We start from the raw sequence: 20,054 nt of genomic DNA, 5'->3' as shown, positions 1-20,054 counted from the left end.
GGCGCCTGCACCGGTAACATTCGCGCAAGCCGTCTTCCCCCACACGGCCCCGCCATGAAGATGGCGGGGCCTTTTGCCGATGAACAGGAGCCTTCGCAGTGACGATCTACCGACTTGACGCGCATGAACCTGCCATCGACGCCAGCGCCCGCGTGGCCGAGAGCGCCAGCGTGATCGGCCAGGTCGTGCTCGGGCCCGGCAGCCGCATCGGCGCGCACTCGGTGCTGCGCGGCGACAACGAGCCCATCACTGTCGGCCGCGGCAGCCAAGTGCAGGCCGGCGTGATGCTGCATGCCGACCCCGGCTTTCCGCTCACCATCGGCGCCGACGTGACGGTGGGTCCGCACGTGATGCTGCACGGCTGCACCGTGGGCGACGGCGCCGTCGTCGGCGAGAACACCGTCGCGCTCAACGGCTCAGTGGTGGGCCGCGGCTGCGTCGTCGAGCCGGGTTCGCTGCTGACCGAAGGCAAGGTCTTTCCCGACCGTTCGCGCATCGCGGGCCGCCCCGCGAAGGTCACTGGCGAGGTGGGCGACGAAGAGGCCGAAGCGCAGCTGCGCAGGGCGCGCGAAGCCTCCGCCCGATAGGGCCTTTCGCTCAGTTCTTCCGGTCCTTGCGAAACCCTGCGCGCGCAGGGTTTGTGCGCATTGGCACCGTGCTTGTTTCGGCGGAAATTGACTTGTGTCAAGGCCCCCGACGCCCGATTCATCGACATTGATCCCCAAGCGGACCACCACGGGATTCGCGTCGAATTCGAGACGCCGGACCCGCGACGGAACCACGATGAAACCAGCTCCGTTTGCAAGCCCTTGAAGGCTTCATGCAGCGACGGAGCAGATCGGACGGACCATGAAACAAGAACAGGGTCAGCAGGCGCAGCAAAGGCACGAGGCAGACGAACTCGCCGCCGTGCAGCGCATCCTGCAGGCGCACGAGAACGAGCCCGGCGCGCTGCTGCCGATATTGCACGACGTGCAGGACGCGCTCGGCTACATCCCCGCGCACACGGTGGCGGTGATCGCCGAGGCGCAGAACCTCTCGCGCGCCGAGGTGCACGGCGTCGTCACCTACTACCACCACTTCCGCAGCGCGCCCGCGGGCCGCCACGTGATCCAGATCTGCCGCGCCGAGGCCTGCCAGTCGATGGGCGCCGATGCCCTGCTGGCCCACGCGGAGCTGCGCCTGGGCTGCAGCGCGCACGGCACCACGAAGGACGGCGCGTTCACGCTGGAGCCGGCCTTCTGCCTCGGCCTGTGCGCCTCCTCTCCCGCGATGACGCTGGACGAGCAGCCGCACGCGCGCATGACGCCCCGCGCGTTCGACGCGCTTCTCGCCCAGGTCGCCCCATGAGCACCATCACCGTCTACGTTCCGCGCGACTCGGCCGCGCTCGCTGTCGGCGCCGACAGCGTGGCCCGGCGCATCGCCAAGGAAGCGGCCGCGCGCGGCCTGATGCTGGAGATCGTGCGCAACGGTTCGCGCGGCATGTTCTGGCTCGAGCCGCTGGTGGAGGTGAACACGCCCGCCGGCCGCATCGCCTACGGGCCGGTGACGCCCGACGAGGTGGCGGGCCTGTTCGATGCGGGCTTCCTCACCGGCGGCAGGCATCCGCTGGCGCTCGGTCTCACCGAGGAGATCCCGTACCTGAAGAAGCAGGAGCGACTGACCTTCTCGCGCATGGGCATCACCGACCCGGTGTCGCTCACCGACTACCAGGCCTGCGAGGGCTTCGCCGGACTGCGCCGCGCGCTGGCGCTCGCGCCGGAGGACATCGTGCAGCAGGTGCTCGACTCGGGCCTGCGCGGACGCGGCGGCGCGGCCTTTCCGGCGGGCATCAAGTGGAAGAYGGTGCTGGGCACGGCTGCGGCGCAGAAGTACATCGTCTGCAACGCCGACGAAGGCGACTCGGGCACTTTCTCCGACCGCATGACGATGGAGGGCGACCCCTTCATGCTGATCGAGGGCATGACCATCGCGGGCCTCGCCACCGGCGCGACGAAGGGCTACATCTACGTGCGCTCCGAGTACCCGCATGCGATCGCGACCCTGAACGAGGCCATCAGCGTCGCGGAGGTTGCGGGCTTTCTGGGCGACAACATCCTGCGTTCGGGCAAGCGCTTCTCGCTCGAAGTGCGCAAGGGGGCGGGCTCGTACGTGTGCGGTGAAGAGACGGCGCTGCTTGAAAGCCTGGAGGGCAAGCGCGGCATCGTGCGCGCCAAGCCGCCGCTGCCGGCCATCGAGGGGCTGTTCGGGCAGCCCACGCTCATCAACAACGTCATCACGCTGGCCAGCGTGCCGCTGATCCTGGCGCGCGGCGCGGCCTTCTACCGCGACTACGGCGTGGGCCGCTCGCGCGGCACGCTGCCGATGCAGCTGGCGGGCAATATCAAGTACGGCGGCCTGGTCGAGAAGGCCTTCGGCGTCACGCTGCGCGAGCTGCTGTACGACTACGGCGGCGGCTCGGCCTCGGGCCGGCCCATCAAGGCGGTGCAGGTCGGCGGGCCCCTGGGCGCCTACCTGCCCGAATCGAAGTGGGACCTGCCGCTGGACTACGAGGCCTATGCGGCCGTCGGCGGCACCGTGGGCCATGGCGGCATCGTGGTGCACGACGACACGGCCGACCTCTCGAAGCTCGCGCGCTACGCCATGGAGTTCTGCGCGCTCGAATCCTGCGGCAAGTGCACGCCCTGCCGCATCGGCTCGACGCGCGGCGTGGAGGTGATCGACAAGATCCGCGGCAACCAGAACCGACCGCAGCAGGTGATGCTGCTGCGCGACCTGTGCGACACGATGGTCCACGGCTCGCTGTGCGCCATGGGCGGCATGACGCCGTTCCCGGTGCTCTCGGCGCTCGACCATTTCCCGCAGGACTTCGGCATCACCGTGCCGGACCGCAAGGCCGCGTGATATGCCCACCCCCGTTGCTTGCTCACTTCGTGTAGCCGCCTCCCCCCTCAAGGGGGCAACATCGGTGGCCCGGCAAAGCCGGTTCCACGGTGTTCCGCGACCCAGGTGCGAGAGCTGCAGGTGTGACGAAGCCGGTTCGCGCTTCGCACGGCGGTAGTGAATTTGCCAGACCAGAGAGAAAGCTAAGGACATGTTGGACCATCTCAAGGAAATCGACTACGGCACCCCCAGGCGCGAATCGGAGCGCGAGGTGACGCTGGAGATCGACGGCAACGAAGTCACGGTGCCCGCGGGCACTTCGCTGATGCGCGCGGCGGTGGATGCGGGCATCCAGGTGCCCAAGCTCTGCGCCACCGACAGCCTGGAGCCCTTCGGCTCCTGCCGGCTGTGCCTGGTCGAGATCGAGGGCCGCCGGGGCTTCCCGGCCTCGTGCACCACGCCCGCCGAGGCGGGCATGAAGGTGCGCACGCAGACGCCCAGGCTGCAGGACCTGCGCAAGGGCGTGATGGAGCTCTACATCTCCGACCATCCGCTCGACTGCCTCACCTGCTCGGCCAACGGCAACTGCGAGCTGCAGGACATGGCGGGCGTGACCGGCCTGCGCAACGTGCGCTACGGCTTCGACGGCGCCAACCACCTCAAGAGCGAGAAGGACGAGTCGAACCCGTACTTCAGCTACGACCCCTCGAAGTGCATCGTGTGCAACCGCTGCGTGCGCGCCTGCGAGGAAACGCAGGGCACCTTCGCGCTGACCATCAGCGGCCGCGGCTTCGAGTCGCGCGTGTCGCCGGGCCAGGACGAGGCCTTCATGGATTCGGAGTGCGTGAGCTGCGGCGCCTGCGTCGAGGCCTGCCCCACCGCCACGCTGCAGGAGAAGTCGGTGATCTGGCTCGGCCAGCCCGAGCACAGCGTGATCACCACCTGCGCCTACTGCGGCGTGGGCTGCTCGTTCAAGGCCGAGATGAAGGGCAACGAGGTCGTGCGCATGGTGCCGTGGAAGGACGGCAAGGCCAACGAGGGCCACTCCTGCGTGAAGGGCCGCTTCGCCTGGGGCTACGCCACGCACCAGGACCGCATGCTCAAGCCGATGATCCGCAAGAACATCAGCGACCCTTGGCAGGAGGTGAGCTGGGAGACCGCGCTCAACTACGCCGCGAGCGAGTTCAAGCGCCTGCAGGCCAAGTACGGCCGCGACTCCATCGGCGGCATCACTTCCTCGCGCTGCACCAACGAGGAAACCTACCTCGTGCAGAAGCTGGTGCGCGCCGCCTTCGGCAACAACAACGTCGACACCTGCGCGCGCGTGTGCCATTCGCCCACGGGCTACGGCCTGAAGCAGACGCTGGGCGAATCGGCGGGCACGCAGACCTTCGCTTCGGTGGACAAGGCCGACGTGATCATGGTGATCGGCGCCAACCCGACCGACGGCCACCCGGTGTTCGCGTCGCGCATGAAGAAGCGGCTGCGCCAGGGCGCGAAGCTGATCGTGGTCGACCCGCGCCGCATCGACATCGTGAAGTCGCCGCACATCCAGGCGGCGCACCACCTGCAGCTGCGCCCCGGCACCAACGTGGCGGTGGTCACGGCGCTGGCGCACGTCATCGTGACCGAGGGGCTGATGGCCGACGAGTTCGTGGCCGAGCGCTGCGACACGGCCTCGTTCAAGGAATGGAAGTCGTACGTCGAGCGCCCCGAGCAGTCGCCCGAGGCCACCGAGGCGGTCACCGGCGTGCCAGCCGCCGAGATGCGCGCCGCCGCGCGGCTCTTCGCCACGGGCGGCAATGCCGCCATCTACTACGGCCTGGGCGTGACCGAGCACAGCCAGGGCTCGACCACGGTGATGGGTATCGCCAACCTTGCGATGGTCACCGGCAACGTGGGCCGCGAGGGCGTGGGCGTGAACCCGCTGCGCGGCCAGAACAACGTGCAGGGCTCCTGCGACATGGGCTCCTTTCCGCACGAGCTGCCGGGCTACCGCCACGTGTCGGACAGCACCACGCGCTCCGCGTTCGAGGCCGCATGGGGCGTGCCGATCGACCCCGAGCCGGGCCTGCGCATTCCCAACATGTTCGACGCCGCCATCGGCGGCAGCTTCAAGGGGCTGTACTGCGAGGGAGAGGACATCGTGCAGTCCGACCCGAACACCCAGCACGTGGCCGCCGCGATGATGGCCATGGAATGCGTGGTGGTGCAGGACATTTTCCTCAACGAGACCGCCAAGTACGCGCACGTGTTCCTGCCGGGCTCCTCCTTCCTGGAGAAGGACGGCACCTTCACCAACGCCGAGCGCCGCATCTCGCGCGTGCGCAAGGTGATGCCGCCGAAGGCCGGCTATGCCGACTGGGAGGTGACGGTGAAGCTCGCGCAGGCGCTGGGCTATCCGATGGACTACAGGAGCCCGGAAGAAATCATGGACGAGATCGCCGCGCTCACGCCCACCTTCCACGGCGTGAGCTACAAGCGCCTCGACGAACTGGGCAGCATCCAGTGGCCCTGCAACGAGAACGCGCCCGAGGGCACGCCCACCATGCACATCGACCGCTTCGTGCGCGGCAAGGGCAAGTTCATCGTCACGCAGTACGTGGCGAGCGACGAGAAGGTCACGCGCAGGTTCCCGCTGCTCTTGACCACGGGGCGCATCCTCTCGCAGTACAACGTGGGCGCGCAGACGCGGCGCACCGAGAACAACCAGTGGCACAGCGAGGACCGGCTGGAGATCCATCCGCACGACGCGGAGGAGCGCGGCGTGAAGGAAGGCGACTGGGTCGGCATCCAGAGCCGCGCGGGCGAGACGGTGCTGCGCGCCACGGTGTCGGAGCGCATGCAGCCGGGCGTGGTCTACACCACCTTCCACTTCCCCGAGTCGGGCGCGAACGTGATCACCACCGACAACTCCGACTGGGCCACCAACTGCCCCGAGTACAAGGTCACGGCGGTGCAGGTGGCGCCGGTGATGCAGCCCTCGGCCTGGCAGCAGGAGTACAGCCGCTTCAACCGGACGCAGCACGACCTGCTCGCCGCCGCCTCGCACCAGAGCAACGAGACGGTGCCGGCCAAGTGAAGAGCCAGGGAAAGAGCGGAGTGCCCGCCGCATGAACATGCAGGCCGCCGACACCGTCCGCTTCTGCGAAGGCGCGCAGTTGCTGCCCGTGCACGGCGTGCGCGGCGGCCGGCCCTTCGACGTGCAGGACTGGGTGGCCGAGGAAGTGCCGGTCGCGCTCGAATACAACGGCATCTCGCACGCGGTGATGCTGGCGACGCCGCTCGACCTGGAAGACTTCGCGCTCGGCTTCTCGCTGAGCGAGGGCATCCTCGGCGCGGCGCACGAGCTCTATTCGGTGGAGGCCGAGCAGTCGGCGCTGGGCTTCACGGTGCACATGCAGGTGTCGAGCGCCGCCTTCGCGCGCCTCAGGCAGCGCCGCCGATCGATGGCCGGGCGCACCGGCTGCGGCCTGTGCGGCACCGAGAGCCTCACGCAGGTGTCGCGCGAACTGCCCATGCTGCAGGACGATGCCGCCGTGCGCTTCGAACGCGAAGCCATCGGCCGCGCAATGTCGCAGCTGCCCTCGCAGCAGACCTTGCAGGAAGCCACCGGCGCCGTGCATGCGGCGGCTTGGTGCTCGCCCGACGGCGAGGTGATGTGGCTGCGCGAGGACGTGGGCCGCCACAACGCGCTCGACAAGCTGGTGGGCGCGCTCGCGGCCAACGATGTCGATGCATCCGGCGGCTTCATCGCCGTTACCAGCCGCGCGAGTTTCGAGATGGTGCAGAAGGCCGCGATGGCCGGGGCGCCGCTGCTTGCGGCGGTGTCGGCGCCGACCTCGTTCGCGGTGACCACGGCGCAGCGCGCGGGGCTCACGCTGGTGGGCTTCGTGCGGCAGCAGGATCTTGGCGTGTACAGCCACCCTCAGCGGCTGCGCTGAGCCTTTCCCTTTTCAACCCAACAAATTCCCGGAAGCCAAATGGAGCACGATCAATCGGCGCAACTGGTCAAGATGGCCAACCAGATCGGCAGCTTCTTCCAGGCGCAGTCGCCCAGCGACGCGGGCGCGGCCACGCAGGCCATCGCCGCGCACCTGAAGTCGTTCTGGGCACCGAGCATGCGCATCCAGCTGCTGCGCGATTTCGATGCGGGCAAGACGCCGCTGTTGATGCCTATCGTGGCATCGGCGCTTCGCAGCCATCGGTCGACGCTGCTGCCTGCGCCATGAGCAGCGACTCGTAGTAAAGGCACAGCGGCATCGCGATGAACACCATGCCCGCGACGTAGATCACGAGGCTGGTGACGGGAAAGTGCATGCCGCCCCAGTAGGGAATGGACGCCGCGAGCGCAAGGCCCGCGATCAGCGCGATCGTGCCGCGCAATGCGCCGCGCGTGAGGGCGATGCGCGAGAGCCCCGGCGGGGCGGATGTCCGAGAGCCATCTGGAAAGTTCCGAAGGCTCTCGCCCTTGTCTCCAACTCTTTTCATCGTGGTCGCTCCTCGGTGAAGGCGAGGCACGGTTCTTATCACGCGCGCGAGAGGCGGGTCAAGGCCGAAGTCGGCGGCGAGACCGCCCCCGGCTTCAGTCGTACTTGACCGTGTAGATCAGGTCGAGCCCGCTGGTCTGGCCGGCCTGGCCGCGCAGGGTGAGGCGCGTCGTGAGGTCGTAGAAGATGAAGAGGGTGCCGAAGGTGCCGCCGATGCTGCGTTCGTAGGTGATGTAGAAGTCCTTCGACAGGCGCTTGCCGAGCGTCACTGCCGATTCGCGCAGGTCGCCGCCGTCGCCCGGGCCCTTGAAGCCGAGTTCGTCGAGGCCGAAGCGGCTTGCAAGGCTGCCGCCGGTGGAGGCGCCGCCGATCTTGCCGAGCAGCGAGAGCGCGGCCTGCTGCAGCAGCGCCGATTCGCCGCCGCTGGTGGCCGAGGCGCGGCCCAGGACGACCCACGACAGCGTTTCGGCATCGGACAGGGCAGGCTCCGAATACAGCTTCACGCGCGGCGACTGCGCGGTGCCGGTGATCTGCACGCCAGCGCGCTGCGAGAGGTTGGGGCGGATGGCGAGGATGTCGAGCGCCGGGTTGTCGAAGGGGCCGTTGAAGCGCGCGATGCCGGTCTCCACGTCGAGCTGCTGGCCATAGGCGCGGTACTGGCCCTTCACGGTCTTCACCTCGCCAGTGATGCGCGGCGGCGCATCGAGCCGGGTGCTGCGGATCTCCAGGTTGCCTTCGAGGCGCGTGGTGATGCCGCGGCCCTGCACCGCGAAGTCGTCGCCCAGGTCGAACTCGACGGTGATGTCCGGCGGTTTCGCGGTCTGCGGCTTCGCGGCCTGCGCGTCGGCGCGGGCGGCTTCGCGCTTCGCCGCCTCGGCGGCCTCGCGGTCCTTGGCGGCGGAGCGCACGACGACGTCGCTGCCCAGGCTGGGCGCGGTCTCGTCGGGCAGGATGATGACGGCACGGTCGGTCCTGAGCTTGCCGCGCACGGTGAACTGGCCGTTGTCCAGCCGCGCCTGCAGGTCGCCCGAGAGCGTGACTTGCCGGTCGGTGCGCACCAGCACGCGCAGCGCGCGCAGCTGGCCCTGTACTGCCATGCGGATGCCGGAGGCCGAGCCGCTGGCCGGGCCCCAGGCGAGTTCGCCGCTGGCCGAGAGGGTGCCGCCGTCGGTGCGGGCCTCGCTGGCGGCGGTGCTGCGGTTGCCGCTCTGGCCGCCGATGCGCGCGGAGCTGCCGGCACCGCCCTTGAGCGTGAATTCGGTGATCTCCACGCGCTCGCCGGTGAGCGTGGCGCGCAGCCGGCCGTCGCGCAGGTCCAGCCCTTCGACCGGCGCGCGCAGCGCGAGCTTGTCGGCTCCCAGCGTGCCATTCCAGCGCGGCGCGGCGCGGTTGCCCGAGAGCGTGGCGTTGGCGTCCAGCGTGCCCGCGATGCGCCAGCCCGGCGGCGCGAGCATCGACCACACGCCCAGGTTCGGCAGCGTCGCCTTGATGTCGCCGCCCAGCGGCGCGTCGGGCGCCCATTGCCAGCCTCCGGCGCGCTGCTGCACGCGGGTGTCGAGCCGCGCGTCGATCTTGCCGGCGCGCTCGCTGTCCCATGCGAGAACGGCGCGCACCGCGTCGCCTTCGGCATCCAGGCGCAGCTCGGCCTGGCGCAGGCCGGCCGGGGTGCTGGGCGCGTCGCCGCTGGCCGAGGCCGAGTTCATCGTGCGCTCGCTCGCGGTGCCTGTGCCGGTGCTGGTGATGCGCGTGACCAGCGCGGCCTCGCCGGCCTGCACACGGATGTCGCCGCTCTGGCGCGCGAGGCGGGCCTTGGCGTGCAGCGTGTCGCCGGCGTCGATGTCCCAGTCGCCGTTGAACATCAGGTCGCCGCTGATGCCGTAGTCGCTGAGCGCCGCGCTGGCACCCAGTGCACCGGCCCAGGCCATCGGCAGGCCCTGCAACTGGCCCTTGGACTGCACGCGGAACACGCGGTTGGGCGCCGCGCCGCTCTGGCTGAAGCGCAGCGGCTGCCAGTCGATGCGCACTGTGCCGGGCACGGGGCCGCGCAGCGTGGCCGAGGCGGCGGAGGCTTCCACGTCCAGGCGCGGCGCGGTGCCGCTCGCGGTCCGGATGGTCGCGGTGACCTCGCGGCCCAGCTCCAGCACCCATGGCGCGCCGGGGCGGGCGCTGTCCTGCGCCTGCAGCTTCAGGCTGGCCAGCGCCGCGCGCCACTGGCCGGCGCCCGCGATGCCACCGCTGGCGCGGGTGTCGATGTCGAACTTCTGCGTGCCGGTGGCGGCCTCGCCCTTCAGTGCGAGCGTGGCCTGCGCAAGGCTGCCCGCAAGGTCGGCCTGCAGGTTGCGCACCTGGATATCGGTGCTTGTTCCGCCGGGCTGCTCGGAGGGCAGGTTGAGTTCGAGGCGAGGCACCGAGAGTGCGGCCTTGAGGCTTGGTTCGGCGATGCCGCGCGGGGCGGGTGCGTTGGGGTTCTCGAGCCGGCGCTGGATGGTGCGCCAGCCGCCCTGCCAGCCGGCATCGAGCTTCGCGGAGCCCTTGGCGCCCGCATTCGCGAACACCTTCGACAGCCCGGGCAGGCCCTGAACCCATCGCTGCACGGTGTCGGCGTCGTCGATGGCGGCCTTGAATTCGCCGCTGCCCGAATCGGGCGCGATGCGGCCCTCGACCTGCGCGCTGCCGCCGGGCAGGGCGAGGGCCAGCTTGCCGCTGGCGGCCTGCTCGGCCACGCGCACCTGCAGGCGGCCGTCGACGCTGGCGCGCTGCGCCTCGATGCGCAGCGTGCGCAGGTCGAGCACCTGGTCCTTCCACTGGCCCTGCGCCAGCGCGCGGTCGAGCGCGAAGCCGGGCAGGGCCTTGCTGCCCGCGCCGCCGCCCTCGGCGCGCAGGCTGGCGTCGAAGGCGATGGTGCTGTCCTTCTGCTCGGCCTTGAGCTGGCCGCTGACCGGCGCGCCCGAAAGCTCGCTGTAGAGCGCGGCGGGCCGCACGCCGCGCACGGTGGCCTGCGCCTGCCAGGGCGAGGGCGCCGGGCTCCACTTGCCGRCCGCGTCGATGCGCCCACCGCCCGCGCGCACGGTGGCTTCGGAGATGGTCCAGCTCGTGCCGTCGAAGCCGACCCTGGCCAGCAACTGGTCGAGCGGCAGTTTCTCTTTGTCCCACGGGCCGGGCAGGGCGTTGCGGATGTCGGCCGAGGCCTTCCAGGCTGCGGGGCCGGTGTCGGCATCGGGTTGCAGCTCGACGGTGCCGGTGAGCCGCGTTTCAGGCGCGCCGGGCCACAGGCTCGAAGCATCGACGTTGCGCAGGTCGGCCTTGGCGTCGATCACCGGCTGGGGCAGCCAGGGCGCGATCTGCGCGCGCAGGTTGGCCTCCATCGGCGCTTCGGCGTTCTCCTCGGCCGGCTTCAGTTCGGCCGCCGCCTGCAGCCGTGCGCCGGTGCCGGCGAGCGTGCCCTTGACGGTGGCGGCGGCCAGCACGTCGATGTCGTGGTCCTCGGCGAGAGGTGCCTTCACGCGGCCGTCGAGGGCGGCGTCGATGGCCATCGGCGCGGGGCCCTGCAGCTTCACGCGGGCGCTGTAGTGGCCGTCGGCGATGTCCACGCCCTTGACCTCCAGCGCATGCTCGGCGGCCTTGTAGCTGTAGCTGCCCGCGAGGTTGAGTGCCTGCAGCGCGGGCGGGCCTGCGAAGCGGATCTCGTCGATGCGGAAGGGCAGCTCGACCTCCACCGGCAGGGCGAGCTGCTCCAGCGGCTCGGTGGGCTTGTCGCTGGGCGGGCCGCGCTTCTCGATCAGCACCAGCTTCGCATGCACCTCGCCGAGCTGCACCCTGCGCTGCAGCAGCGGCGCGAGCTGCCAGCCGATGGTGGCGTCGTTCACTTCCACGGCGATGCTCTCGCTCTGGTACTTGAGCCAGCCGATGCGCCCGCCGGCGCGCAGCGAGCCGCTCACGTCGCGGCTCTCCAGCGTCTGCCCGGCCGGCAGCCGCTGTGCCGCCTGCGCGAGCGCGAAGGCCAGCGAGGTGTTCGAGCCCAGCCACCACCATGCGCCCGCGGCCAGCAGCACCACGGCCAGCAGCAGGCCGGCGACGGTCCAGGCCAGCGCGCGCATCGCGCGCCGCGTGCGCGAGCCGGACGGGGGCTTCCGAGGGGGCGTCGGCGGAGTCTGAACGTCGGTCTGCATCTGGCTCGCGTCCCGTCAGAAGGTGAAGCCGAGGCGGAAGTGCAGGCGGAACTTCTTCGAGTCCACGCCATAGGCCAGGTCGGCCTGCACAGGCCCCACCGGGCTGCGCCAGCGCGCGCCCACGCCCACGCCGACTTTCGGCTTGAGCTCGCCGGGCTTGTCGGCCACGGCGCCCGCGTCCATGAACACCACGCTCTCCCATTCGGTGAGCTTGTTGTTGTAGACGAAGGGGCGCTGCCACTCGACGCTGGCCACGCCGAGGTAGCGGCCGGCCACGGTGGTGCCGTCGGCGCGCACGGTGCCGATCTGCTTGTAGCTGTAGCCGCGCACGGTGGTGTCGCCGCCGGTCAGGAACATCAGCGTGGAGGGGATCTGCGCGCTGTCCTTGGCCGACACCGCGCCGGCTTCCAAGCGCAGCTGCAGGCGGCTGCGGCGCGCGCGCAGTTCCTTGTCTTCCGCCGAGCCCAGCGGCAGCACGCCGAGCCAGCGCGCGTAGGTGCGGGTGAAGGGCACCTGCTCGCCGGTGAGCGTGTAGCCCGCGGCCACTTCGAGCGCGAGGCCGTAGCCGCGCGAGGGCGCGGAGTTGTCGTCGAAATAGCGCCCGGTCCAGCCCCAGTTGGCGGTCACGGCCGAGGCCGAGGGCGGTGCATTGGTGCCGCGGTTCTGCGCGTAGTCGTACTGCAGGAAGTAGCTGCGGTCGATGTGGTCGCCCGACTTGCTGCGCCCGCCGCGCAGCCGGCCGCTGTCGACCACGTAGCTGCCCGACTGCTCGCTCTTGAGCTCGGCGCCCGCGAACCAGCGCCAGCCGCGGTCGTCGGGAATGGCCTTCAGCTCGGTCGACAGCGACTTGATGTCGTTGTCCACCGACAGCCGCGAGACGGCGCGCCAGCCCAGCAGCGGCACCTGGTTGTGGACGTGGTCGATCGAAAGCCGCGGGCCGTTGTCGGTGGTGAAGCCCACGCCCAGCACCACCTTCTGCAGCGGCGCCTCGCGCAGCTGCGCGATGACGGGCGCGGCCAGCGGGTTGCCGCTGTCGGTGTCGAGCGTGAGGAACACCGAGTCGTAGTAGCCGCTGCTGGCCAGGCGCTGCTGGGCGTCGAGCAGCTTCTGCTGGTCGTAGTCCTGGCCGCTGGGCAGGCGCGCGATGCGGCGCGCGCCGTCGGGGTCGTAGCGCTGGATGCCGCGCAGCACCAGCGGGCCGAACTTGTACGCCGGGCCCGACTGGTAGGTGACGCTCAGGCGCGCCTCGCTGCGGTCGGCGTCCACTTCGGCGCGGCTGATCGCGATGCTGCCTGTGGGAAAGCGCCTGGCCGTGAGGCTGCGCAGTGCGGTGGTCTTGGCATTGTCCCAGGCCTGCTGGGTGAAGGGCTGGCCGGCGCGCAGGGCCCAGGCGGTGCGGATGGTGTCGCGCTGCGATTCGGCGGCCGGGTCGTCGGCGATGGGCCCGGCATAGCTGATCTGCACGTTGCTCACTTTGGTGAGCTCGCCGGGCGAGACGTTGATGACGACCTCGCGCGGGGCTTTCTCGCCCTGCGGCGTCTCGTTGAGCTCCAGCGTCAGCGTGGGAGTGAAGTAGCCGAGCGTGCCGAGCAGCTCGCGGGCGTTGGCCTCGGCGGCCACCATGAGGCGGGAGATCTCGGTGGCGCCCAGGTCGTCGAGCTCGCGGTAGCGCTGGATCTCGAGGTGCAGCCGGAGGTAGTCGCGCACGGCCTCGGGGCCGCGCACGTCGACGGTGAAGGCGTCGCGCTTGCGGGCTTCCTTCCTGCCGTCATCCTTGCCGTCCTTCTCCGGCCCTGCAGTGCCGGTCTCGGCCACCCCGCTGCGTACGAGGCCCGACACGGGCTTGCTTTCGTCGGCGGATTCCTTTTTCGGCAGCAGGCTGCAGCCTTGCAAGAGCAGGACGCCGAACAAAAGGAAAGCCGGCCACCATGCCGGCGAGGAAACAGTAACCGCCCTGACCATGGGCGGATTCTGACAGCAAGCCCGGCCGGTTCCCGAAGGCCCCGCAGGATCGGCGGCATCGTCCTACTTGGACAGCATGCGCATCGCCTCCTCGAGCCCGCGCAGGGTGAGGGGGTACATGCGGTTGGACATCAGCTGCTGCATCACCGCGATGCTCTGGCGGTACTGCCACACGCCCTGCGGCTCGGGGTTGATCCACGCGAACTTCGGGAAGGTGTGCGTGAGGCGCTGGATCCACTCGGCGCCGGCTTCTTCGTTGTTGTATTCGACGCTGCCGCCGGGCTGCAGGATCTCGTAGGGGCTCATGGTCGCGTCGCCGACGAAGATGAGCTTGTAGTCCTTGTTGTACTTGCGCAGGATGTCCCAGGTGGCGAACTTCTCGGAGAAGCGGCGCTTGTTGTTCTTCCACATGAAGTCGTAGACGCAGTTGTGGAAGTAGAAGAACTCCAGGTGCTTGAACTCGGTCTTCACGGCCGAGAACAGTTCTTCCACGCGCTGGATGTGCTCGTCCATGGTGCCGCCCACGTCCATCAGCAGCAGCACCTTGACGTTGTTGTGGCGCTCGGGCCGCATCTTGATGTCGAGGAAGCCGGCGTTGGCGGCGGTGGAGTGGATGGTGTCGTCGAGGTCCAGCTCTTCCTCATGGCCCTCGCGCGCGAACTTGCGCAGCCGGCGCAGCGCGACCTTGATGTTGCGCGTGCCCAGTTCCTGCGTGTCGTCGTAGTCCTTGTAGGCGCGCTGGTCCCACACCTTCACCGCGCTCTTGTTCTTGCCCGCGCCGCCGATGCGGATGCCCTGCGGGTTGTAGCCGCCGTTGCCGAAGGGCGAGGTGCCGCCGGTGCCGATCCACTTGCTGCCGCCCTCGTGGCGCTCCTTCTGCTCCTCGAAGCGCTTCTTGAGCGTTTCCATGAGCTCGTCCCAGCCCATCTTCTCGATCTTGGCTTTTTCTTCGGCCGTGAACTCGCGCTCCAGCGTCTTCCTGAGCCAGTCGAGCGGCACTTCCTTGGTGAAGTCGGTCAGCATCTCCACGCCCTTGAAGTAGGCGGCGAAGGCGCGGTCGAACTTGTCGTAGTGCTTCTCGTCCTTCACCAGCGCGGTGCGCGAGAGGTAGTAGAAGTCGTCGATGCCGTAGGCGCCGTCGGAGTTCGGGCCCACCACGTCGGCCTGCAGGGCCTCCAGCAGCGTGAGGTATTCCTTGACCGACACCGGCAGCTTGGCCGAGCGCAGGGTGTAGAAGAAGTCGATGAGCATGGGGCGCTCCTTGTGTTTCTTTCAGCCGCGCGGCTTGTCGAGCAGATACAGCAGCTGCGCCTTCACCTCGGGCCATTCACCTGCGCGCAGGCTGTACATGACGGTGTCGCGGATGGTGCCGTCGCGGCGCATCGCGTGGCCGCGGATCACGCCGTCTTTTTTCGCGCCCAGGCGCTCGATGGCGCGCTGCGAGGCGAAGTTGAAGTTGTCGGTGCGCCAGCCCACGGTGTTGCAGCCCAGCGCGTCGAAGGCATGCGTGAGCATCAGCAGCTTGCAGGTGGTGTTGACGTGGGTGCGCTGGCAGCGCGCGGCGTACCACGTGTAGCCGATCTCCACGCGCTTCACGGCCGGCAGGATGTCGTGGAAGCTGGTGCTGCCGAGCACGGTGCCGGTGGCCTCGTCGGTGACGGCGAAGGCGAAGCGGTCGGCGGTCTTGAGGGCGGTGTCGATGTAGGCGCGGGTGTCCCGCGGCTCGGGCACGGAGGTCACGCGCAGCTTCCACAGCTCGCCGTCGGCGGCCGCGGCGCGAAGGCCTTCTTCGTGCGCGAGCGAGAGCGGCACCAGCGCGAGGCCGCGTGCCTTCAGCGTGACAGGTTCGACGAACGCCATCTTCAGCACCTTCTCTTCGTGATTCTTCAGCCGCGCGGATCGCCGTACTTGTGCACGTACCAGACGCGCGCGGCCTGTGCACCGGCACCTCCGCCCAGGCCGATCAGCGCAATGCCGAAGAGCTCTCGCTTGTTGTATTCGCCGCTGCCGAAGGCGTCGAGGCCCAGCAGCAGCCCGAGCCCGCGACCGAGCATCGCGCCCACCATGAACAGCACCGCCTGGGCGATGCCCAGCTTCATGAGCTGCCTGGTGGAGTGTTTCTGGCCGCTCATGGGTTCAGCGGTTGTTGCGCTGCATGAAGACGAGCTTCTCGAAGAGCGTCACGTCCTGTTCGTTCTTCAGCAGCGCGCCCACCAGCGGCGGCACGGCGACCTTGTCGTCCTTGCTCTGCAGTGCTTCGAGCGGGATGTCTTCGGCCACCAGCAGCTTGAGCCAGTCGAGCAACTCGGAGGTGGAGGGCTTCTTCTTCAGGCCGGGCAGGTTGCGCACGTCGTAGAAGGTCTTCATCGCGGCAGCGAGCAGCTCTTGCTTGAGGCCGGGGAAGTGCACGGCGACGATGTGCTTCATCGTCTCGGCATCGGGGAACTTGATGTAGTGGAAGAAGCAGCGGCGCAGGAATGCGTCGGGCAGTTCCTTCTCGTTGTTGGAGGTGATGAACACCACCGGCCGGTGCTTGGCGCGAATGAGTTCGCGCGTCTCGTAGCAGTAGAACTCCATGCGGTCGATTTCGCGCAGCAGGTCGTTCGGGAATTCGATGTCGGCCTTGTCGATCTCGTCGATCAGCAGCGCCACCGGCTGGTCGGCCGTGAAGGCCTGCCAGAGCACGCCCTTGACGATGTAGTTGTTGATGTCGCTCACGCGCTCGCCGCCGTCGAGGTCCTTGAGCTGCGAGTCGCGCAGGCGGCTCACGGCGTCGTATTCATACAGGCCCTGCTGCGCCTTGGTGGTCGACTTGATGTGCCACTGCAGCAGCGGCAGGCCCAGCGACTGGGCCACTTCCTCGGCGAGCATGGTCTTGCCGGTGCCGGGTTCGCCCTTTACGAGCAGCGGGCGCTTGAGCGTGATGGCCGCGTTGACCGCGAGCATCAGGTCCTGCGTGGCGACGTAGTTGTCTGAGCCCTGGAATTTCATGAGTGCGATGAATGGAACGGATGGAACGAGGACGGGGGTGGAGAAAAGAACACACCCGATGTGCGTCGTGCAGCCTCAGGGTTGGCCTGCACAGGGTTCCAGGGGACCCCTGCATATAATCGAATGTTGATCCGAAAAACTGTACTCTCCACGAGATTGTGCGCGCAAAATGAACAAGTTGTTGACCACGATGTTTGCCCTTGCTGTCGCTTCCGTGACGGTCTCGGCTGAAGCCCAACAAGTCACTGGCAAGGCCCAGGACGGAGCAAAGAAGGTGCAGATGTGCGTGGGCTGCCACGGCATCATCGGCTACCAGGCCAGCTTCCCGGAGATTCACAAGGTGCCGATGATCGCTGGCCAGAGCGCCACCTACATCACGGCAGCGCTCACCGCATACAAGGGCGGCGACCGCAAGCATCCCACCATGCGCGCCATCGCGGACACGCTCACCGACCAGGACATCGCCGACGTCGCCGCCTACTACAGCCAACTCGGCCTGAAGGACGGCGGCGCACCGCCCGCCACGCTGGCCAAGCCCACGCCGGCCAACGTCGAGGCGCTCATCACCCGCAACGCCGACAACAGCTGCACCAAGTGCCACGGCGCCAACTTCAACACGCCGAACGATGGCACGGTGCCCAAGCTGGCCGGCCAGCATGCCGACTACCTGTTCGTCGCGCTGAAGTCGTACCGCGTGAAGAACAACCCGCACCTGGGCCGTTCGAACGCGGTGATGGGCCAGCAGGTCGAGGAGAAGAAGTTCACCAACGCCGAACTCAAGACGCTGGCCAGCTACATCAGCTCGCTGCCGGGCGAACTGAAGACGGTGCCCGAGTCGCGCATTCACCACGGCGCTGAATAAGCAAGCCGAGCGCTTCCAGAAAACAAAAAGCCCGCGACGCGGGCTTTTTTGTGTCCGGGATTTCCCTGAGGATCAGACGTCGAAGAAAGCCGTCTCGTCCGCACCCTGCATGTGGATGTCGAAGCGGTAGGTGATGGCGCCGCCTTGCTCCACGCGCTGGGCGATCAGCGTGTGGCGGCGCTCGGCCGGCACGCTCTGCAGCACTGCGTCCTTCGCGTTGGCCTCGGCCTCGTCGCTGAAGTAGATGCGCGTGAAGGCATGCAGCAGCAGGCCGCGCATCAGCACGATCGCGTTGATGTGCGGTGCCTCGCCGGGCGACTCGGCACCGGGCTTCACCGTGTGGAACACGAAGCGGTTGCCCTCGGTGGTGCCGGTGCCGACGCGGCCGAAGGCGCGAAAGCCGATGGCGCGCGCATCTTCGGGTGTCTGCGGATAGCGGCCTTCGCCGTCGGGCTGGCTGATCTCGACGAGCGCGTCGTTGATCGGGTTGCCGTCGCCGTCGAGCACGCGGCCTTCGAGGCGGATGCGCTGGCCCGTGGCGTTGTCGAGCGCGAGCACCGCGTCGAAGGGCTGGTCGAAGTCATAGCCGTACTGCGTGGCGGTGAGGCCGTAGGCGAAGTAGGGGCCCACGGTCTGCGAAGGGGTCTGGCCGAAGTCGGCTTCCAGTGCGGTCATCAGCATGGTGTGTGTCTCCTGGCTCAGCGGTTTTCGAACGGCGTTTCGTCGGCGCCGCGCAGCACCATGTCGAACTGGTAGCCCAGTGCGTAGCCTTCTTCGGTGATGTCGAGGCTGAAGTCGGCGATCAGGCGGTTGCGATAGCGCTCGGGGGTGCCTGTGATCATCGGGTCGTACTGGTGCAGCGGGTCGCCGGGGAAGTACATCTGCGTGACCAGGCGGCTCGCGAAGCTCTGGCCGAACAGCGACAGGTGGATGTGCTGCGGACGCCAGGCGTTGGGGTGGTTGCCCCACGGATAGGCGCCGGGCTTGATGGTGAGGAAGCGGTAGCGGCCTTCGCTGTCGGTCAGGCAGCGGCCTGCGCCGAGGAAGTTGGGGTCCAGCGGCGCGTCGTGCTGGTCGACCTTGTGCACGTAGCGGCCGGCGGCGTTGGCCTGCCAGAGCTCGACCAGCGTGTTGGCCACCGGGCGGCGGCGGTCGTCGAGCACGCGGCCGGTGAGGATCATGCGCTCGCCCAGCGGCTCGCCGTTCTTGCGCGCGTTGCGCGTGAGGTCGTGGTCGAACTCGCCGATGCTGTCGTGGCCGTACACCGGCTGCTGCAGCTCGCCGAGCGAGGCCTTCAGCGGGATGAGCGGCTTCTGCGGGCCGCGCTTCACGGTCGACTTGTAGCCGGGGTAGATGTAGCTGGGGTGGACATCCCAGTCGCGCGGCGTGAGGGTGGGCGAGGGGCCCCGGGGATCTTGGCTCTTGGTCAACGTTGTCTCCTGTCGTGGGACGAATCCGGAAGCTGCCACTTTAGAAGCGGCATCCGATGATGTAAATTGAAGATTGCTACGTTTTCAATAACCATCAGGAATTGAAAGACCCCCTTACCGATCTTCGCCAGGACTTCGTGCGCAACGTGCAGTTGCGGCACCTGCGCTGCTTCGTCACGGTGGCGCAGGAACGCCACCTCGCGCGCGCCGCCGAGCGGCTGGCGCTGAGCCAGCCGGCAGTGTCGAAGACGCTCTCCGAGCTCGAGGCCATCGCCGGCACGCGGCTGGTCGAGCGCAGCAAGGCCGGCCGTCGCGGCGTGCAGGGCCTCACGGCCGTCGGCGAACAGCTGCTCGCGCATGCGCTGCGCGTGCTCGAGGCGCTGGACGCCAGCGCGCAGGCCGTGGCGCCGGTGGCGGGCGAGCGCATCGAGCGGCTGCGCATTGGCGCGCTGCCCAGCGTGGCGCCGGCCCTGCTGCCGGTAGCGCTCGCGCGGCTGCGCGACAGCCGCCCCTCGGTGCAGATCGTGGTGAAGAGCGCGGCCAACGCCGCGCTGCTCGACGAGCTGCGCGCCGGCGAGCTCGACCTGGTGGTGGGCCGCATGAGCGATCCGCGCCTGATGGGCGGCCTGAGCTTCGAGCTGCTGCACACCGAGGCGCTGGTGTTCGCGGTGCGCGCGGGCCATCCGCTGGCGCACAAGGCGGCGTCGGTGCAGGCGGTGCTGGCCTATCCGCTGGTGGTGTACGGCGAGGGCACGATCCCCCGCCACAACACCGAGAGTTTCCTCTCGGCGCGCGGCCTCGTGCTGCCGGCCAACGCGCTGCAGACGCTCGACGTGGCGGTGGCGCGCGCGTTGGTGGCGGTGTCCGATGCGGTGTGGATCACGCCGCTGGGCGCCGCGCGCGGCGAGCTGACGGAAGGGCGCCTCGTGCGGCTGCGCATCGAGACGGCCGGCACGGAAGAACCGGTCGGCCTGCTGCAGCGCAGCGACGCCGAGCCCTCGGCATTGCGCGCCGCGATGGCCGCACTGCTGCGCGAAGCGGCGAAGCAGCAGGGGGCGGTGCCGCCCGCGGCCAGACTGAAGCGCAGCGGGTAGCCGGTTTTCGCCAGGAACACCGCGGAACCGGCTTTGCCGGGCCGCAGGTGTTGCCCCCTCGAGGGGGGTGGCGAAGCGACACGAAGTGCGCGAAGCCTGGGGGAGAACCTGGACTCACCGCGGAACCGGCTTTGCCGGGCCGCAGGTGTTGCCCCCTCGAGGGGGGTGGCG

17 protein-coding genes are annotated in these 20,054 nt (G+C 68.9%); 8 read left to right on the top strand and 9 right to left on the bottom strand.

The features are described 5' to 3' along the window. Positions 1–98: 98 nt before the first annotated feature. From QMO14_RS08670 to QMO14_RS08645, 6 genes are all read left to right on the top strand, one after another. The gene (locus QMO14_RS08670) at positions 99–587 is read left to right on the top strand and encodes a gamma carbonic anhydrase family protein (RefSeq protein WP_301506065.1); all 489 of its coding nucleotides are present in this window, start codon (positions 99–101) and stop codon (positions 585–587) included. Between the two features lie 262 nt (positions 588–849). Further along, positions 850–1,350 (top strand): formate dehydrogenase subunit gamma, encoded by a 501-nt coding sequence (locus QMO14_RS08665; protein WP_301506063.1) that lies wholly within the window; start codon positions 850–852, stop codon positions 1,348–1,350. After that, entirely contained in the window at positions 1,347–2,906 is a 1,560-nt protein-coding gene (locus QMO14_RS08660) for an NADH-quinone oxidoreductase subunit NuoF (protein WP_301506061.1), read from the top strand. Before QMO14_RS08665 ends, QMO14_RS08660 begins: the two co-directional genes overlap by 4 nt. A gap of 190 nt (positions 2,907–3,096) precedes the next feature. Beyond that, positions 3,097–5,967, top strand: coding sequence for a formate dehydrogenase subunit alpha (gene fdhF / locus QMO14_RS08655; protein ID WP_301506059.1), 2,871 nt, complete (start codon positions 3,097–3,099; stop codon positions 5,965–5,967). Positions 5,968–6,004: 37 nt separating this feature from the next. Further along, complete coding sequence (gene fdhD, locus QMO14_RS08650; protein ID WP_301506314.1) at positions 6,005–6,829, top strand: formate dehydrogenase accessory sulfurtransferase FdhD; 825 nt, start codon at positions 6,005–6,007, stop codon at positions 6,827–6,829. Between the two features lie 39 nt (positions 6,830–6,868). After that, entirely contained in the window at positions 6,869–7,117 is a 249-nt protein-coding gene (locus QMO14_RS08645) for a formate dehydrogenase subunit delta (RefSeq protein ID WP_301506057.1), read from the top strand. Here QMO14_RS08645 and QMO14_RS08640 read toward each other — a convergent pair. The 7 genes from QMO14_RS08640 to QMO14_RS08610 form a co-directional block, all read right to left on the bottom strand. Beyond that, entirely contained in the window at positions 7,062–7,376 is a 315-nt protein-coding gene (locus tag QMO14_RS08640) for a hypothetical protein (protein ID WP_301506055.1), read from the bottom strand. The genes QMO14_RS08645 and QMO14_RS08640 overlap by 56 nt on opposite strands. 94 nt (positions 7,377–7,470) lie before the next feature. Beyond that, positions 7,471–11,544 carry a translocation/assembly module TamB domain-containing protein gene (locus QMO14_RS08635; RefSeq protein WP_301506053.1) on the bottom strand — a complete coding sequence of 1,358 codons (4,074 nt, stop codon included), beginning with the start codon at positions 11,542–11,544 and terminating at the stop codon, positions 7,471–7,473. Between the two features lie 15 nt (positions 11,545–11,559). Beyond that, a complete protein-coding gene (locus QMO14_RS08630) occupies positions 11,560–13,506 on the bottom strand; it encodes an autotransporter assembly complex family protein (protein WP_301506050.1) in 1,947 nt (648 codons plus the stop codon). A 63-nt stretch (positions 13,507–13,569) separates the two neighbouring features. Next, positions 13,570–14,757, bottom strand: a complete 1,188-nt coding sequence (locus QMO14_RS08625; protein ID WP_301506049.1) for a VWA domain-containing protein — start codon at positions 14,755–14,757, stop codon at positions 13,570–13,572. A 21-nt stretch (positions 14,758–14,778) separates the two neighbouring features. Then, positions 14,779–15,366, bottom strand: coding sequence for a GNAT family N-acetyltransferase (locus QMO14_RS08620; RefSeq protein ID WP_301506047.1), 588 nt, complete (start codon positions 15,364–15,366; stop codon positions 14,779–14,781). 26 nt (positions 15,367–15,392) lie between these two features. Further along, positions 15,393–15,638 carry a hypothetical protein gene (locus tag QMO14_RS08615; protein ID WP_081268832.1) on the bottom strand — a complete coding sequence of 82 codons (246 nt, stop codon included), beginning with the start codon at positions 15,636–15,638 and terminating at the stop codon, positions 15,393–15,395. Between the two features lie 4 nt (positions 15,639–15,642). Further along, positions 15,643–16,497 (bottom strand): MoxR family ATPase, encoded by an 855-nt coding sequence (locus QMO14_RS08610; RefSeq protein ID WP_126023576.1) that lies wholly within the window; start codon positions 16,495–16,497, stop codon positions 15,643–15,645. 169 nt (positions 16,498–16,666) lie between these two features. On the opposite strand from QMO14_RS08610, the gene QMO14_RS08605 reads away from it, so the two are divergent. Continuing rightward, the gene (locus QMO14_RS08605; RefSeq protein WP_301506041.1) at positions 16,667–17,359 is read left to right on the top strand and encodes a cytochrome c; all 693 of its coding nucleotides are present in this window, start codon (positions 16,667–16,669) and stop codon (positions 17,357–17,359) included. Positions 17,360–17,431: 72 nt separating this feature from the next. Here QMO14_RS08605 and pcaG read toward each other — a convergent pair whose 3' ends face one another. Together pcaG and pcaH are read right to left on the bottom strand one after the other, a co-directional pair. Beyond that, positions 17,432–18,040: a protocatechuate 3,4-dioxygenase subunit alpha gene (gene pcaG, locus QMO14_RS08600; protein WP_301506039.1), complete on the bottom strand. Its 609-nt coding sequence runs from the start codon at positions 18,038–18,040 to the stop codon at positions 17,432–17,434. A gap of 17 nt (positions 18,041–18,057) precedes the next feature. Beyond that, entirely contained in the window at positions 18,058–18,789 is a 732-nt protein-coding gene (gene pcaH, locus QMO14_RS08595) for a protocatechuate 3,4-dioxygenase subunit beta (RefSeq protein WP_301506037.1), read from the bottom strand. A gap of 101 nt (positions 18,790–18,890) precedes the next feature. Between pcaH and QMO14_RS08590 the strand changes: the two genes are divergently transcribed. Then, positions 18,891–19,883, top strand: coding sequence for a LysR substrate-binding domain-containing protein (locus QMO14_RS08590; RefSeq protein WP_301506035.1), 993 nt, complete (start codon positions 18,891–18,893; stop codon positions 19,881–19,883). The last annotated feature ends 171 nt before the right edge of the window (positions 19,884–20,054 follow it).

The organism is Variovorax sp. CAN15 (assembly GCF_030462475.1).
Lineage (GTDB): Bacteria > Pseudomonadota > Gammaproteobacteria > Burkholderiales > Burkholderiaceae_C > Variovorax.
This window is presented reverse-complemented; position numbering and strand designations above follow the sequence as displayed.